This window comes from Burkholderia sp. FERM BP-3421 (assembly GCF_028657905.1).
GTDB lineage: Bacteria > Pseudomonadota > Gammaproteobacteria > Burkholderiales > Burkholderiaceae > Burkholderia.
Window position 1 is genome coordinate 215021 of sequence record NZ_CP117782.1, and the last position, 13933, is coordinate 228953.

The 13933-nt window shown below is 69.7% G+C and carries 12 protein-coding genes and 1 other RNA gene; 4 read left to right on the top strand and 9 right to left on the bottom strand.

Annotated elements, in window-relative coordinates:
- The first annotated feature begins 101 nt into the window (after positions 1-101).
- Entirely contained in the window at positions 102-1745 is a 1644-nt protein-coding gene (locus Bsp3421_RS17160; RefSeq protein WP_274001834.1) for an FAD-dependent monooxygenase, read from the top strand.
- A 39-nt stretch (positions 1746-1784) separates the two neighbouring features.
- Here the strand turns inward: Bsp3421_RS17160 and Bsp3421_RS17165 are convergent, their stop codons facing one another.
- The 4 genes from Bsp3421_RS17165 to Bsp3421_RS17180 are packed head-to-tail and all read right to left on the bottom strand — an operon-like array spanning position 1785 to position 7133.
- Positions 1785-2090, bottom strand: coding sequence for a formate dehydrogenase subunit delta (locus Bsp3421_RS17165; protein WP_274001835.1), 306 nt, complete (start codon positions 2088-2090; stop codon positions 1785-1787).
- Between the two features lie 7 nt (positions 2091-2097).
- Positions 2098-5034, bottom strand: a complete 2937-nt coding sequence (gene fdhF, locus Bsp3421_RS17170) for a formate dehydrogenase subunit alpha (RefSeq protein ID WP_274001836.1) — start codon at positions 5032-5034, stop codon at positions 2098-2100.
- A 15-nt stretch (positions 5035-5049) separates the two neighbouring features.
- A complete protein-coding gene (locus Bsp3421_RS17175) occupies positions 5050-6639 on the bottom strand; it encodes a formate dehydrogenase beta subunit (RefSeq protein WP_274001837.1) in 1590 nt (529 codons plus the stop codon).
- Positions 6636-7133, bottom strand: coding sequence for an NAD(P)H-dependent oxidoreductase subunit E (locus Bsp3421_RS17180; RefSeq protein ID WP_274001838.1), 498 nt, complete (start codon positions 7131-7133; stop codon positions 6636-6638). The genes Bsp3421_RS17175 and Bsp3421_RS17180 overlap by 4 nt, the downstream gene beginning before the upstream one ends.
- A gap of 131 nt (positions 7134-7264) precedes the next feature.
- Between Bsp3421_RS17180 and Bsp3421_RS17185 the strand changes: the two genes are divergently transcribed.
- The 3 genes from Bsp3421_RS17185 to Bsp3421_RS17195 all read left to right on the top strand — a co-directional run bounded on the left by Bsp3421_RS17185 (position 7265) and on the right by Bsp3421_RS17195 (position 10007).
- Positions 7265-8359 carry a substrate-binding domain-containing protein gene (locus tag Bsp3421_RS17185; RefSeq protein WP_274001839.1) on the top strand — a complete coding sequence of 365 codons (1095 nt, stop codon included), beginning with the start codon at positions 7265-7267 and terminating at the stop codon, positions 8357-8359.
- 99 nt (positions 8360-8458) lie between these two features.
- A complete protein-coding gene (locus Bsp3421_RS17190) occupies positions 8459-8728 on the top strand; it encodes a hypothetical protein (RefSeq protein ID WP_274001841.1) in 270 nt (89 codons plus the stop codon).
- A gap of 235 nt (positions 8729-8963) precedes the next feature.
- Positions 8964-10007 carry a hypothetical protein gene (locus tag Bsp3421_RS17195; protein ID WP_274001843.1) on the top strand — a complete coding sequence of 348 codons (1044 nt, stop codon included), beginning with the start codon at positions 8964-8966 and terminating at the stop codon, positions 10005-10007.
- 226 nt (positions 10008-10233) lie between these two features.
- Here Bsp3421_RS17195 and Bsp3421_RS17200 read toward each other — a convergent pair whose 3' ends face one another.
- The 5 genes from Bsp3421_RS17200 to ompA all read right to left on the bottom strand — a co-directional run bounded on the left by Bsp3421_RS17200 (position 10234) and on the right by ompA (position 13744).
- Entirely contained in the window at positions 10234-10920 is a 687-nt protein-coding gene (locus tag Bsp3421_RS17200) for an HAD family hydrolase (RefSeq protein ID WP_274001844.1), read from the bottom strand.
- Positions 10921-11102: 182 nt separating this feature from the next.
- Positions 11103-11472: a transfer-messenger RNA gene (gene ssrA / locus Bsp3421_RS17205) on the bottom strand.
- Positions 11473-11489: 17 nt separating this feature from the next.
- Positions 11490-12200: an HAD family hydrolase gene (locus Bsp3421_RS17210; protein WP_274001846.1), complete on the bottom strand. Its 711-nt coding sequence runs from the start codon at positions 12198-12200 to the stop codon at positions 11490-11492.
- A 17-nt stretch (positions 12201-12217) separates the two neighbouring features.
- On the bottom strand, positions 12218-12916 hold the full coding sequence (ubiG, locus tag Bsp3421_RS17215) for a bifunctional 2-polyprenyl-6-hydroxyphenol methylase/3-demethylubiquinol 3-O-methyltransferase UbiG (RefSeq protein WP_274001848.1): 699 nt from the start codon (positions 12914-12916) through the stop codon (positions 12218-12220).
- 174 nt (positions 12917-13090) lie between these two features.
- Positions 13091-13744 carry an outer membrane protein OmpA gene (gene ompA / locus Bsp3421_RS17220; RefSeq protein ID WP_252986677.1) on the bottom strand — a complete coding sequence of 218 codons (654 nt, stop codon included), beginning with the start codon at positions 13742-13744 and terminating at the stop codon, positions 13091-13093.
- Between the last annotated feature and the right edge of the window lie 189 nt (positions 13745-13933).

Here is a 13933-nt window from a genome sequence, read left to right on the forward strand (position 1 = left end):
CCCACAAGCGTGACGTGGGTCGCCGAATCGGCTGTCCGGCCTATGGATGGCGCCCGGGCAGCGGCGTAGACTGGGCGCGTTGCCGCTCGCGGAGGTCCCGTATGGATGTCGTTCCGCTCGATATCGCCCCGGTGCTCGTGGTCGGCGCCGGTCCCACCGGTCTGGCGGCCGCGATGAGCCTTTCCCGCGCGCGGGTGCCGGTGCGCATCATCGACAAGGCGGCGCAACCGGCGTCGTATTCGCGCGCGATCGGCATCCAGGCGCGCACGCTCGAACTGTTCGAACAGCATCGGATCGTCGAGCCGTTTCTCGCGCTCGGGCATCGCGCCCGCCGCGCAAGCCTCTACTCGAATGCGCACCGCATCGCCCGGCTCGACTTCGATCCGCTGCAGACCCGTTATCCCTACCTGCTGTTTCTCGACCAGACCGTGACCGAGCGGCTGCTCACCGAGCATCTGGCCACGCTCGGGGTCGAGGTCGAGCGCGGCGTCGCGCTGACGCGCTGCGCGACGTCCGACGCCGCGCCCGAGGTGCTGCTGCGGCACGGCGACGGCCGCGACGAGATGCTGCGGCCGTCCTGCGTGATCGCCGCGGACGGCGCGCACAGCACGCTGCGCCATCTGCTGGGCGTCGGGTTCGCCGGGCGCGCGTTCGAGCAGACTTTCCTGCTGGCCGACCTGGCGGCCGACGTCGACTGGCCCGACGACGAGATCCACCTGTTCACGACGGGCGAGGGGATCGCGGGGCTCTTTCCGATGGGCGGCGGCCGCTACCGCTTGATCGCCGATCGTCCGCCGCACAACGGCGTCCTCAACGAGTCGGGCGGCCCGTCGCTCGAACTGTGCCGCGAGGTGGTGCGCGCGCGCGTGCCGCTTGCGATGGCGCTCGACGATCTCGCGTGGTCGTCGTATTTCCACCTGCACAGCCGGATGGTCGACCACCTGCGCTACGGCCGGGTGTTCTTCGCGGGCGACGCCGCGCACGTGCACAGTCCGGCCGGCGGGCAGGGCATGAACACGGGCATCCAGGAGGCGCTCAACCTGGGCTGGAAGCTGGCCCGCGTGCTCGCGGGCGGCGCGCCGGAACGGTTGCTCGACAGCTATCACATCGAACGGCATCCGATCGAGCGCGACGTGTTGCGGCAGACCAGCTTCGTCACGCAGGTCATCGAGGCGGACCACGGGCCGCTGCGGCTGCTGCGCGATCGCGTGGTGCCGCTCCTTGCCTCGTTCGGCCCGATGCGCGACGCGGCGCGGCGCACCGTCAGCGAGCTGGCGATCCAGTATCGCAAGAGTCCGCTCACGCTCGAACGCATGCTCGACGGCGGCCCGCGCGCCGGCGAGCGGGCGCCGGACGCGCTCGTGCGCGTGCTCGACGGGCCGCTCGGGGATGCGCCCGGGGTCGCGACGCTGTACGACCTGCACGATCCCGCGCACTTCACGCTGTTGCTGATCGAGGCCTCCGGCGCGGACGACGACGCGCCGCCCGCGGTCGATCCGGACGGCGCGGAGCTGGCCGCGGGCCTCGTGCGCGCGATGCCCGGCGCGGCGCGGGTCTGGCGCGTGGCCGATGCCGAGGGCGACGGCGCGCCGTCGCTGAGCGATGCCTACGGGCGCACGCGGCCGGCGTTCTACCTGTTGCGGCCGGATGGTTATGTCGCGGCGCGCGGCCGCGCCGCGTCGGATGGCGCGGGGCTGTTGCGGCACTGCGAGGCGTGGTTTGCCGCGCCCGTGCCGTCCGCCTGACGGCCCGGGCGCGCGGCGGCGTCAAGCCGGGGGACGGCGTCACGCATCGGTCGCGGCGGCGGGCGTCAGTTGCGCGCGGTGCGCGATGAGCGCGGCGCGCACGAGCGGCGCGAGCGCATCGGCGCCCGGCGCGTCGGCGCCCGGCGCATCGGCGCCCGGCGCATCGGCGCCCGACACGTCGTCGTGCGGATCGTCGAGCAGCGTCAGCAGCGCCCGGCGCATGCGCGGTTCCCAGAACCGCCGCAGGTGGTCGGCGATGCCGGCGAGCGCCTCGTCGTGATCGGGCATCGACGCGAAGAACGCCCCGATCTGGTTCGCCATCGTGGCCAGTTGCGCGCGGTTCATCGCATCCTCACTTTCCGCCCGCGGCGGGCTGGGCTTCGCGTCGCTCCAGCAGGTCGAGCTGCTGCGCGTTGAAGCGGCTGTATTGGCGCTGCCAGGCGGACGGCTGCGCGACCGGCAATACCTGCACCGCGGTGACCTTGTATTCCGGGCAGTTGGTGGCCCAGTCGGAACTGTCGGTCGTGATCACGTTCGCGCCCGACTCCGGGAAGTGGAACGTCGTGTAGACGACGCCCGGCTGCATGCGCTCCGTCACGTGCGCGCGCAGCACGGTCTGGCCGGCGCGCGACTCGATGCCGACCCAGTCGTCGGGGCGGATGCCGCGCGCCTCCGCGTCGTGCGGATGGATCTCGAGCCGGTCCTCGTCGTGCCAATGGACGTTGTCGGTGCGGCGCGTCTGCGCGCCGACGTTGTATTGCGACAGGATCCGTCCGGTGGTCAGGATCAGCGGGTAGCGCGCCGTCACCTTTTCCGGCGACGCGATGAACTGCGTGATCACGAAGCGGCCCTGGCCGCGCACGAAGGCGTCGACGTGCATGGTCGGCGTGCCTTCCGGCGCCGCGTCGTTGCAGGGCCATTGAATGCTGCCGAGCGTGTCGAGCCGCGCGTACGAGACGCCCGCGAAGGTCGGCGTGAGGCGCGCGATCTCGTCCATGATCTCGGACGGATGGGCATAGTCCATCGGATAGCCGAGCGCGCGCGCGAGCCGCAGCGTGACCTCCCAGTCCGCATAGCCGGCGAGCGGCGGCATCACGCGGCGCACGCGCGAGATCCGGCGTTCCGCGTTGGTGAAGGTGCCGTCCTTTTCCAGGAAGGTCGAGCCCGGCAGGAATACGTGCGCATACTTCGCGGTCTCGTTCAGGAAGATGTCCTGCACCACGATGCACGCCATCGACGACAGCGCGGCCGCCACGTGCTGCGTGTTCGGGTCGGACTGCACGATGTCCTCGCCCTGGCAGTAGAGCCCCTTGAAGCTGCCGTCGAGCGCGGCGTCGAACATGTTCGGGATGCGCAGGCCCGGCTCCGGCTGCAGCGTCGCTGACCAGGCGGCCTCGAACTGCGCGCGCACCGCGGCGTCGCCGACGTGCCGATAGCCGGGCAGCTCGTGCGGGAACGAGCCCATGTCGCACGAGCCCTGGACGTTGTTCTGGCCGCGCAGCGGATTCACGCCGACGCCTTCGCGGCCGAGATTGCCGGTGGCCATCGCGAGGTTCGCGATGCCCATCACCATGGTCGAACCCTGCGCATGCTCGGTCACGCCGAGGCCGTAGTAGATCGCCGCGTTGCCGCCCGTCGCATACAGGCGCGCGGCGGCGCGCACCGTGTCGGCCGGCACGCCGGTGATCGCGGCGCTCGTCTCCGGCGCGTGCTCGGGTTGCGCGACGAACGCGCGCCACTGCTCGAACGCGCGCGGCTCGCAGCGGGCCGCGATGAACGCATCGTCGAGCAGGCCTTCGGTGACGATCACGTGGGCGAGCGCGTTGACGAGCGCGACGTTGGTGCCCGGCCGCAGTTGCAGATGGTGGACCGCTTTCACATGCGGGCCGTCGACGAGATCGATGCGGCGCGGATCGACGACGATCAGTTGCGCACCTTCCCGGATCCGCCGCTTGAGCCGCGATGCGAATACCGGATGGCCGTCGGTCGGATTCGCGCCGATCACGACGATCACGTCGGCCGCACCGACCGAGGCGAAGGTCTGCGTGCCGGCCGACTCGCCGAGCGTGGTCTTGAGCCCATAGCCGGTCGGCGAATGGCATACGCGCGCGCAGGTGTCGACGTTGTTGTTGCCGAAGGCCGCGCGCACGAGCTTCTGCACGAGATAGGTTTCCTCGTTGGTGCAGCGCGAGGAGGTGATCGCGCCGATCGAATCCCGGCCGTGCTGTGCCTGCAGCCGGCGGAATTCCGAGGCGGCGTGTTCGATGGCTTCGTCCCAGCTGACCTCGCGCCACGGATCGGTGATCTTCGCGCGGATCATCGGCTTCGTGATGCGGTCCTTGTGGGTCGCGTAGCCCCAGGCGAAGCGGCCCTTGACGCACGCGTGTCCTTCATTCGCATGGCCGTTCTTGTGCGGCGTCATGCGCACGACCTGGTTGCCCTTCAATTCGGCCTTGAATGCGCAGCCGACGCCGCAATACGCGCACGTGGTGACCACCGCACGCTCGGGCAGGCCGAGCTGCGTGACGCTCTTTTCCTGCAGCGTCGCGGTCGGGCAGGCGGCGACGCAGGCGCCGCACGACACGCATTCCGACGCCATGAACGACGCGCTGTCGCTCGCGGCGACGCGCGACGCGAAGCCGCGCGCGGCGATCGTCAGCGCGAAGGTGCCCTGGGTTTCCTCGCAGGCGCGCACGCAGCGATTGCAGACGATGCATTTGGACGGGTCGTAGCTGAAGTACGGATTTGATTCGTCCTTGGGCGCGTCCAGGTGATTCGCGCCGTCGAAGCCGTAGCGGACCTCGCGCAGGCCGACCACGCCGGCCATGTCCTGCAGTTCGCAGTCGCCGTTGGCCGCGCAGGTCAGGCAGTCGAGCGGGTGGTCGGAGATGTACAGCTCCATCACGTTGCGGCGCAGCGCCTGCAGCCGCTCGCTCTGGGTGCGCACCTTCATGCCGGCTTCGGCGGGCGTCGTGCACGAGGCGGGATAGCCGCGCCGCCCCTCGATCTCGACGAGACACAGCCGGCATGAGCCGAACGGTTCGAGCGAATCGGTCGCGCACAGCTTCGGCACCGGGATGCCGGCCTCGATCGCCGCGCGCATCACCGATGTGCCGGCTGGCACCGTGACCGGATGGCCGTCGATGTCGAGCGTGACGTCGGTGTCGGCGCGCCGGCGCGGCGTGCCGTAGTCGGTGTCGTCGAACGGCGCCGCGCGGCGCGCGCCGGCGCACGCGCACTGGCCGGAGCCGCAGCCGCCCGGGAGCGTGTCGGAAGCGTGGAGGGTCATGCGGGGCTCCTTGATTCAGGCGGCGGCCTGGGTTGTCGACGCGGCGGGGCCACCAACGGCGGGGCCGGTCCCGGCGAGACCGAAATCCTCGGGGAAATGATCGAGCGCGGACAGCACCGGGTAGGGCGTCATGCCGCCCATCGCGCACAGCGAGCCCGCCGTCATCGTGTCGCACAGATCGCGCAGCAGCTGCACCTGGCGCACCGACGTGTCGCCCGCGCGGATCTTCGCGATCGTCTCGACGCCGCGCGTCGAGCCGATCCGGCACGGCGTGCACTTGCCGCACGATTCGAGCGCGCAGAACTGCATCGCGTACTCGGCGAGTTCGGCGAGATTCGAGGTGTCGTCGTGCAGCACGATGCCGCCGTGGCCGACCACCGCGCCGACGGCCGCGTAGGCCTCGTAGTCGAGCGGCAGGTCCCACTGGCTGTCCGGCAGGTAGGTGCCGAGCGGGCCGCCCACCTGGGCTGCGCGCGCCGGGCGGCCGCTCGCGGTGCCACCGCCGAACTCGAACAGCAGCTCGCGCAGCGTGACGCCGAACGCCAGCTCGACGAGCCCGCCGCGCCGCACGTTGCCGGCCAGCTGGAACGGCAGTGTGCCGCGCGAGCGGCCCATCCCGTAGTCGCGATAGAACGCGGCGCCGCGCGCGAAGATGATCGGCGCGGTGGCGAGCGTGATCACGTTGTTGATCACGGTGGGCTGGCCGAACAGGCCGGCGAGCGCGGGCAGCGGCGGCTTCGCGCGGACCACGCCGCGCCGGCCCTCGAGTGATTCGAGGAGCGCGGTTTCCTCGCCGCAGACATAGGCGCCCGCGCCCTTCGCGACGTGCAGCTCGAACGCGTGCGCGGAGCCGAGCACCCGCGGGCCGAGCCAGCCGGCGGCGCGCGCGTGTTCCAGCGCGGCGTCGAGCGCGGCGATCGCATGCGGATATTCGCTGCGCACGTAGATGTAGCCGACCGTCGCGCCTGTGGCGATGCCGGCGATCAGCATTCCCTCGATCAGGCAGTACGGGTCGCTTTCCATGATGAGGCGATCGGAGAAGGTGCCGGAATCGCCCTCGTCGGCGTTGCAGACGATGTATTTCTGCGCGCCGGCGGCCTGGCGCACCGTGCGCCACTTGATGCCGGCCGGAAACGCGGCGCCGCCCCGGCCGCGCAGGCCGGATTCGATCAGCAGCTCGCAGGCGGCGTCGCCGTCGAGCGCGAGCGCCTGCCGCAGGCCGGCGAGGCCGCCGTGCGCGAGGTAGTCGTCGATCGACAGCGGATCGGTCAGGCCGATGCGCGCGAAGGTCAGGCGTTGCTGACGCTTCAGGTAAGGCAGTTCGTCGACGATGCCGACGGCGCTCGGATGCGCGCCGCCGTCGAGCCAGCCAGCATCGAACAGGCCGGCCACGTCGTCGGCGCCGAGGTTGGCGTAGCCGGCGCGGCCCGCGGGCGTGACCACTTCGACGAGCGGTTCGAGCCACAGCAGCCCGCGCGAGCCGTTGCGCACCAGCTCGATCGCGTGGCCGCGCCGCCCGGCCTCGGCCACGATCGCGGCAGCGAGCGCGTCGGCGCCGAGTGCGAGCGCGGCGGAATCGCGCGGGACGTAGAGGCGCGTCGTCATGAGGTGGCCTCCGTCGCCCCGGCCGCCGCGGCGGTTGCATAGAGCGTGTCGAAGCGTGACGGCGACACGCGCGCATGCAGCGCGCCGTTGACGGTCAGGGACGGCGACTGCGCGCACAGCCCGAGGCAGTACACGGATTCGAGCGCGACCTCGCCGGCGGGCGCGGCCTCGTCATGACGGGCGTCGATGCGGCAGCCGGTGCGCGCTTGCGCGTGCGCGACGAGTGCTTCGCCGCCCATGCTGCGGCACGCCTCGGCCCGGCAGATCTGGATCGTCACGCGCGCGGGCGGCGCGCTGCGGAAGTGATGGTAGTAGGTCAGGACACCGTGAACCTCGGCGCGCGACAGGTTCAAGGCGCGCGCGAGCGGGGCGATGCAGGCGGGCGGCACGAAGCCGGCGTCGTCCTGGATCGCGTGCAGGATCGCGACCAGTGATGCGCCGGGCCGGACGTGTTTGTGCACGAGCGCCTCGGGGGCGACGGGGGATGGGGACATCCGGTATGCTCCTCCAAAGTCATATATGCGCACGCTGTGCATATGGTGCGCAAATCAACTCTGTTTTGATTGATTGCCGTTGACGATAAGCTGATCGCGGCGGCGTCGCAATAGGAAATGAGCGTGCATAAATGATTGAGATCGAATGCGACGCGCACTTGTACGTGCGCGACAGCGCGGGTCGGGTCGCGAGCCTGACCGACCTCGCGCCGCTGTTGGAATCGATCGCGGCGACGGGCAGCATCGCGCGCGCCGCGCATAGCCGGGGGATGTCCTACCGGCACGCGTGGGGTCAGGTGCGCGCGTTCGAGGCGTGCGTCGGCGGGGCGCTGATCGAAACCGTGCGGGGCAAGGGGACTTCGCTGTCGGCGCTGGGGCGCGCGGTGGCCGATGCGCAGCAGCTCGCGGGCGAGCGGCTCGACGGCAGCCTGCGCGCCTGCGCTGCGGAGATCGCGGGCAATCTCGATCGGTGGCTGACGCGGCGCGCGGCGGGCTTGCGGATTCACGCATCGCACGGCTACGCCGTCGCGGCGCTCGCCGAGGCCTGGGAGCGCGGCGGCGCGCCGCTCGATCTCAAGTACCGGGAAAGCGTGGAGGCCGTGAAGGCGCTGGCGGCCGGCGAGTGCGACCTGGCGGGCTTTCATCTGCCGCGCGGGCCGCATCGCGCGGCGTGCGCGCGGATCTACCGGCCCTGGCTCGATGAAGCGCGGCACGCGTTGATCCACCTCACGCGGCGGCGGCAAGGGCTGTTCGTGCCGCACGGCAATCCACGCGGAATCGCGGGGCTCGCGGACCTCGCGCGCGGCGACATCCGTTTCGTCAATCGCCAGCCGGGCTCGGGCACGCGGATGCTGTTCGAGCTGGCGGCGCAGGCGGCCGGCGTCGATCCCGCGCGGCTCGGCGGAGCGGCCTCGACCGAGCTGACGCATTCCGCGATCGCCGCCTTCGTCGCGAGCGGGATGGCCGACGTCGGGTTCGGCGTCGAGCCCGCCGCGCGCCACTTCGGGCTCGATTTCATCCCCGTGGCCGACGAGGACTATTACTTCGCCTGCGAGCGCGCGCGCTTGACCGACGCGCCGCTCGCGGGCGTACTCGCGCTGCTGCGCGAGGCGGACTACCGCGCCGGCGTCGCGCGACTCGACGGCTATGATCCGGCCGCCTCGGGCTCGCTCGTGAGCGTGTCCGACGGGCTCGCGGGAACGGCGGCGAAACGTCATGCCCGGTAATGGGGGGGAGGGCTGTTTCGCTGCACGGCGGCCGCGTTTGCGCTACGCTTTCCGTTCATCTACGTTTCATCCGCTACGCCGTCGCGGCGTTTTTCCTTTATGAAGCCATTCCTGTCCCTTACCGTCGCTGCCCTCAGCGCGGGCGTGCTTGCCGCCACCGCCTCGCTCGCGTTCGCGCAGAATTCTCCCGGCGTGCCGGGCGGCATCCTGAACGAGCAATTCCGTCTGAACGAACATCCGCAGATGCAGTTCGCCGCGTCGTCGCCGTCGCAGAAGTACCAGGGCAGCAAGAAGTCGGCCCTGCGCAGGAAGGGCGACATGGGCGACCCGAACGGCTGCAACCTCAAGTGTCCGATGGACGGCCAGTAAATCCACCGTTCGCCGCTGCCGGTTGTCCCGGCATGTCGGCTCTCGCCCGCGCGTCCAAGTGACGCACCCCGGCCCCGCGCGCCTTGGCGCGCGGTCGGACTACCAAGGCTGGTAGTTGTCGGCGCGCGCGGGTCCGCGTGAAATCTCCCTGTGTCTCGCCGAGCCGGCTTTGCCGGCCGATGGTCGCCGTCCTGGCGCGCGGGGCGCGCATTTCGCGCTGAATGAGAGTCGAACGATGGATCAAGCTTTGCAGCACGCGTCGCAATGGTGGGGCGCTGGCGACACCGAACCGGGTGCCCGACCGGGCCCCTCCGCCGATGAAACCGCGTGGCACGCGGTGGCGTCGGGCGGCCTGCGGCCTGCCGCCGAGGCGTGCCGCGCGCTCGGCGCGTATGACCGAGCGGCGCTTGCCGCGCTCAACCGGCACCGTGAGCTGAGCGTGCAGGCGGTGCGCGAGGGCGCGTCGCTCACGCTCTACGTGAATGCGCTCGGGCGCTTGCATGTCCGTCCATCGGACGCGCCGAAGATCGCCTATACGCCGGACGATACCTGGCTCGAGCTGGGGCATGTGGCGGCGGGCGCGGAGGTGCTGGCCGAGGTCGACGCGCGTTTTGCCGACTGGCAGCTGCGCGACCGGCAGTGCGCGGCGCGGGTGCGCACAACGCTCGACCGGGCGCACGCGAGCGGCGAACTGGCGCGGGTGCTGCAGGAGGCGCGCGCGTGCGTCGCGCAGATCGAACCCGTGTGTTTCTACATCGATGACCGGCTGTATACGCTTGCCGCCCGCTACGAACAGGTCGTGGGCGGGACGCGCGGCGCGCTGCTGCTGGCGTCGCTGCGCGAGCGCGGATACCCGGCCTGGAACGAGGACGAGCGCTTGATCGTCGCGGCGCTGTATGCGTTGAAGACCGCCGGACGGATCACGGCGTTCGCGGAATTCAACGGCGCGGTACTGAGCGCCGGCGCCTTGCTCGCTTGTCTGCGCGCGCTCGCCGTCGAGTGCGGCGCGGGGGAGTGCGACGATCTGTTCGACTGGGCGCGCAAGATCCACGATGGCCTGCTGCGGTCGGCCGGGGAATTGTGGCTGCGTTATCGCTGGCGCGGCGGTTTCGAATTCAGTTGCGCGGCGTCGCGGTCCGGATCAGGCGTCATGACGCTGCCCGACGATGCGCCGCTGTCTCGGCGCGCGCGCTGGTGGCGGGCCGCACGACATATCGGCGCGCGGCTTGGTTTCGCGCCTGCGCGCGTGTCGCGCGCAGGCGCGGCATCGCGCGGCTAAGCGGGGACAAGTCGGCGGGGACAAGTCACCACGGCCAAGTCACCACGGCCAAGTCACCACGGCCAAGTCACCACGGCCAAGTCACCACGGCCAAGTCACCACGGCCAAGTCACCACGGCCAAGTCACCACGGCCAAATCACCACGGCCAAATCACCGCGGCCAAATCACCGCGGCCAAATCACCGCGGCCAAATCACCGCGGCCGACCGGACGCGGCCGGACGCCATCAGTCGCGGGACCAGCCGGCGAGCAAAGCGGGCAGCGCGTCCATGTCGGCAAACACCGCCGCGACGCCCGCGCCGCGCAGCGCGGCCTCGGCATCCGCACCGGCCGGCGCGGGGCAATAGCCGAATACCGTCGCACCCGCGGCCACGCCGGCCGTCGCGCCCGTCACGGTATCCTCGACGACCGCGCAGCGCGCCGGGTCGACGGCGAGCGCGCGCGCAGCCGTCAGATAGACATCCGGATGCGGCTTGCTGCGCGGCAGATCGTGGCCGCTGAAGACGTGTTCGCCGAAGTAGTCGCTGATGCCCACCTTGGCCAACTGCATCCTGACCTTGCGCAGATCCGCGCCGGAGGCGACCGCGACGCGGCCGGCGACGGCCTGGTGTACGGCGTGCAGCGCGGCCGGCGCGCCGTCGATGGCGACCAGTTCGGCCTCGAGCGCGGCATCGCGGCGCGCGCGGAATTGCGCGAGCCAGTCGGCCGTGATCGCGACGCCGGTGTGTTGCTCGATGCGCGCCGCTTCGTCGCGCACGGCCTTGCCGACGAAGATCCGCATGGTTTCGGTCACGCTGATCGCCCACCCCAGTTCGCCGAGCATTTCGGCCAGCACGCGGTTCGTGATGGGTTCGGAATCGACCAGCACGCCGTCGCAATCGAACAGCACGGCATCAAACGGGAAGGACGTCATGGGCGCATCGGAGAGGGCGGCAGGAGCGGGCTAGGATACACCGGACCTGGCGGGTCCGGAACCGGTTGCGGGCCGGCTCCATCGTGTATTCGGGCGGGCGCGCCACCAGTAAAAAAACCCGCGCGGCCGGGAGGCTGTCGCGGGTTCGTGCCGTCGCGGCAGGGGCCGCGAGCGGGAGAATGTGGTGGAGGCGGCGGGAATCGAACCCGCGTCCAGAAGCGCTCTACGATCAGTTCTACATGTTTAGTTCTGTCGTTTGATTTAACCGTAACGTCGCGGACGAACACGCTCCGATACGGCGATTCACTAGGTTTTCGACCTCGGCGTCGTGACGCCACCGAAGCTTAACTGACGTATATGACCTCTGGCGGTATTGCTACCGGTCTTGCGACGCTAGCCCGTCAGTGAACTAGGCAGAGGACGGCGGCCCTTAGGCTGCCAGTGCGAACGTTTCGTCGTTTGCAGTTACGTTTTTCCCATTGATTAACGAGGTGACGGGTCCTCGACATGCCCTGACCGCTTCACAACCCCTGTCGAAACCAGGTCGCCCCCGCGGATCGGATCGATCATTATAGCCCAACATCGCGCAGGAGCCGCTGCAATTCGTCGGGCGTGGCGGCCAGGTGCTGCGCCTGCCAATCCTCGGGCGCGACACCGTCGCCGCAATAGCCGTATGCGGCCGCGATCGTCGTCATGCCCGCCGCGCTGCCGGCCTGGATGTCGCGCAGGTCGTCGCCGACGTACACGATGCGAGCCGGCTCGATCTGCAGCTCCTGCGCGGCATGCAGGAGCGGCGCAGGATGCGGCTTGGCATGCGGCGTCGTGTCGCCGCTGACCACGCAACCTGCGCGCGCGGCGAGCCCCAGCCGGTCGACGAGCGGGTCGGTCAGCCGCGCCACCTTGTTGGTCACGATGCCCCAGCGCACGCCGCGCGCGTCGAGGTCGTCGAGCAGCGCGCCGATGCCGGCGAACAGCGTCGTGTGCACGCACAGGTCGGTCGCGTAGTTCGCGAGGAATTCATCCCGCATTGCGTCATAGCCGGGGCTGTCCGGCGCGATGCCGAACGCGCCCGCGAGCAGGCCCCGCGCGCCGGCCGATGCGAGCGGGCGCAGCGCCGCGAGCGGCGTTTCCGGCAGCGCGCGGGCGCGCTGCATCTTGGTGACGGCGGCGGCGAGGTCCGGCGCGGTGTCGGCGAGCGTGCCGTCGAGATCGAACAGCACGGCGGCGCAGGCGTCGAGTCGCGGCGCGACGTCGGACGAAGGGGCGAGGGAAGTGTTCATGGCGGGAGGCTGCGGACTCAGGCGTGTCGGCGGCAGGCGACCAGGTAGTTGATGTCGGTGTCGTTCGACAGCGCGAAGCGCTTGCCGATCGGATGATAGGTGATGCCCTTGATCTCGACCGTATGCAGGTCGGTCGCGCGCACGAAGGACGCCAACTCGGACGGGCGGATGAAGCGCGCGTAGTCGTGAGTACCCTTCGGCAGCAGCTGGGCGATGTACTCGGCGCCGATCACGGCGAAGAGGTACGACTTCAGGTTGCGGTTCAGCGTCGAGAAGAACACCCAGCCGCCCGGCTTCACGAGGCTGGCGCACGCGGCGACCACGTTGGCGGGGGACGGGACGTGCTCGAGCATCTCCATGCAGGTGACGACGTCGTAAGCGCCGGGCTCGCGGGCCGCGAGCGCCTCGGCGGCGATCGCCTCGTAGTCGACCGTCACGCCGCTTTCGAGGCTGTGCAGATCGGCGACGCCGAGCGCCTCGGTCGACAGGTCGATGCCCTTGACCTGCGCACCGAGCCCCGCCATCGATTCGGACAGGATGCCGCCGCCGCAGCCGATGTCGAGCACGCGCTTGCCGGCGAGGTGCGCGTGCGCGTCGATCCAGCCGAGCCGCACCGGGTTGAGGTCGTGCAGCGGCTTGAACTCTGCGTTCGGGTCCCACCACTTGTGGGCAAGGTCACTGAATTTCTGGAGCTCGTGCGGATCGGCGTTGGTCATGTCGGCAAGCGGGATACGGGAAGGGCGGAGGCCGCCCGTCAATCAAGCCCCGAGTATATAAGGGGGCGGGGCGCCTTGCACGGAAACGTCCGGCGCGGGATGCGCGGGAATAAAAAAAGCCCCGCCGGAGCGGGGCCTTGCTGCCGGGTGATCCTGGGATCACCGCAACCTGTCTTACTTCTGAACTTGTTGCGTGCCGACCACTTCGACTTCCACGCGACGATCCGGTGCGAGGCAGGCGATGAGTTGCTTGCGGTTCTTCTGGTTGCAGCCGGTCGTGACCGGGTTGCGCTTGCCCTTGCCTTCCGTGTAGACACGGTTGGACTCGATGCCCTTGCTGACCAGGTACGACTTGACTGCTTGCGCACGGCGCAGCGACAGACGGTCGTTGTACTTGTCCGAACCGATGCGGTCGGTGTAGCCCGTGGCCACGACGACTTCCAGGTTCATGCCCTGGATCTTCGCTGCCAGCTCGTCCAGCTTCTGCTTGCCCAGCGGCTTGAGGGTCGCCTTGTCGAAGTCGAACAGCGCGTCAGCTTGATACGTGATCTTCTGGCTCGTGATGGCCGGAGCAACCGGAGCGACCGGCGTCGGCGCCGGTGCCTGGGCGACCAGTGCGCCATCGCACTTCGCGTTGGCGGTGGCCGGCGTCCAGAACGCATCGCGCCAGCAAAGCTCGTTCGTGCCGTTCATCCACACGTATTCGCCCGTGCCATTCACCCAGTTGTCGTTCACGGCTTGTCGCGACGCCGGCACCGACTGTGCCGAAGCGGATGCAGCCATAACTGCGGTAGCTGCAATGAACGCGAGCTTTGAAAGTTTATTCATATTTCTCCTCTCGAAATTGAGATTACCGCAGGTTTACTGCGAGCCTGTTGACGATGACAAGTCATACATTGCTCGAAGTATAACATTGGTGCGGCACAAAAAACGCGGCGCCGCTCTGTGTAGACTTCGAGCAGCGTCTAACTTTCAGTGCGTTGGCATTTTGCCATATCGTTCCCTTCCCACGAAAAA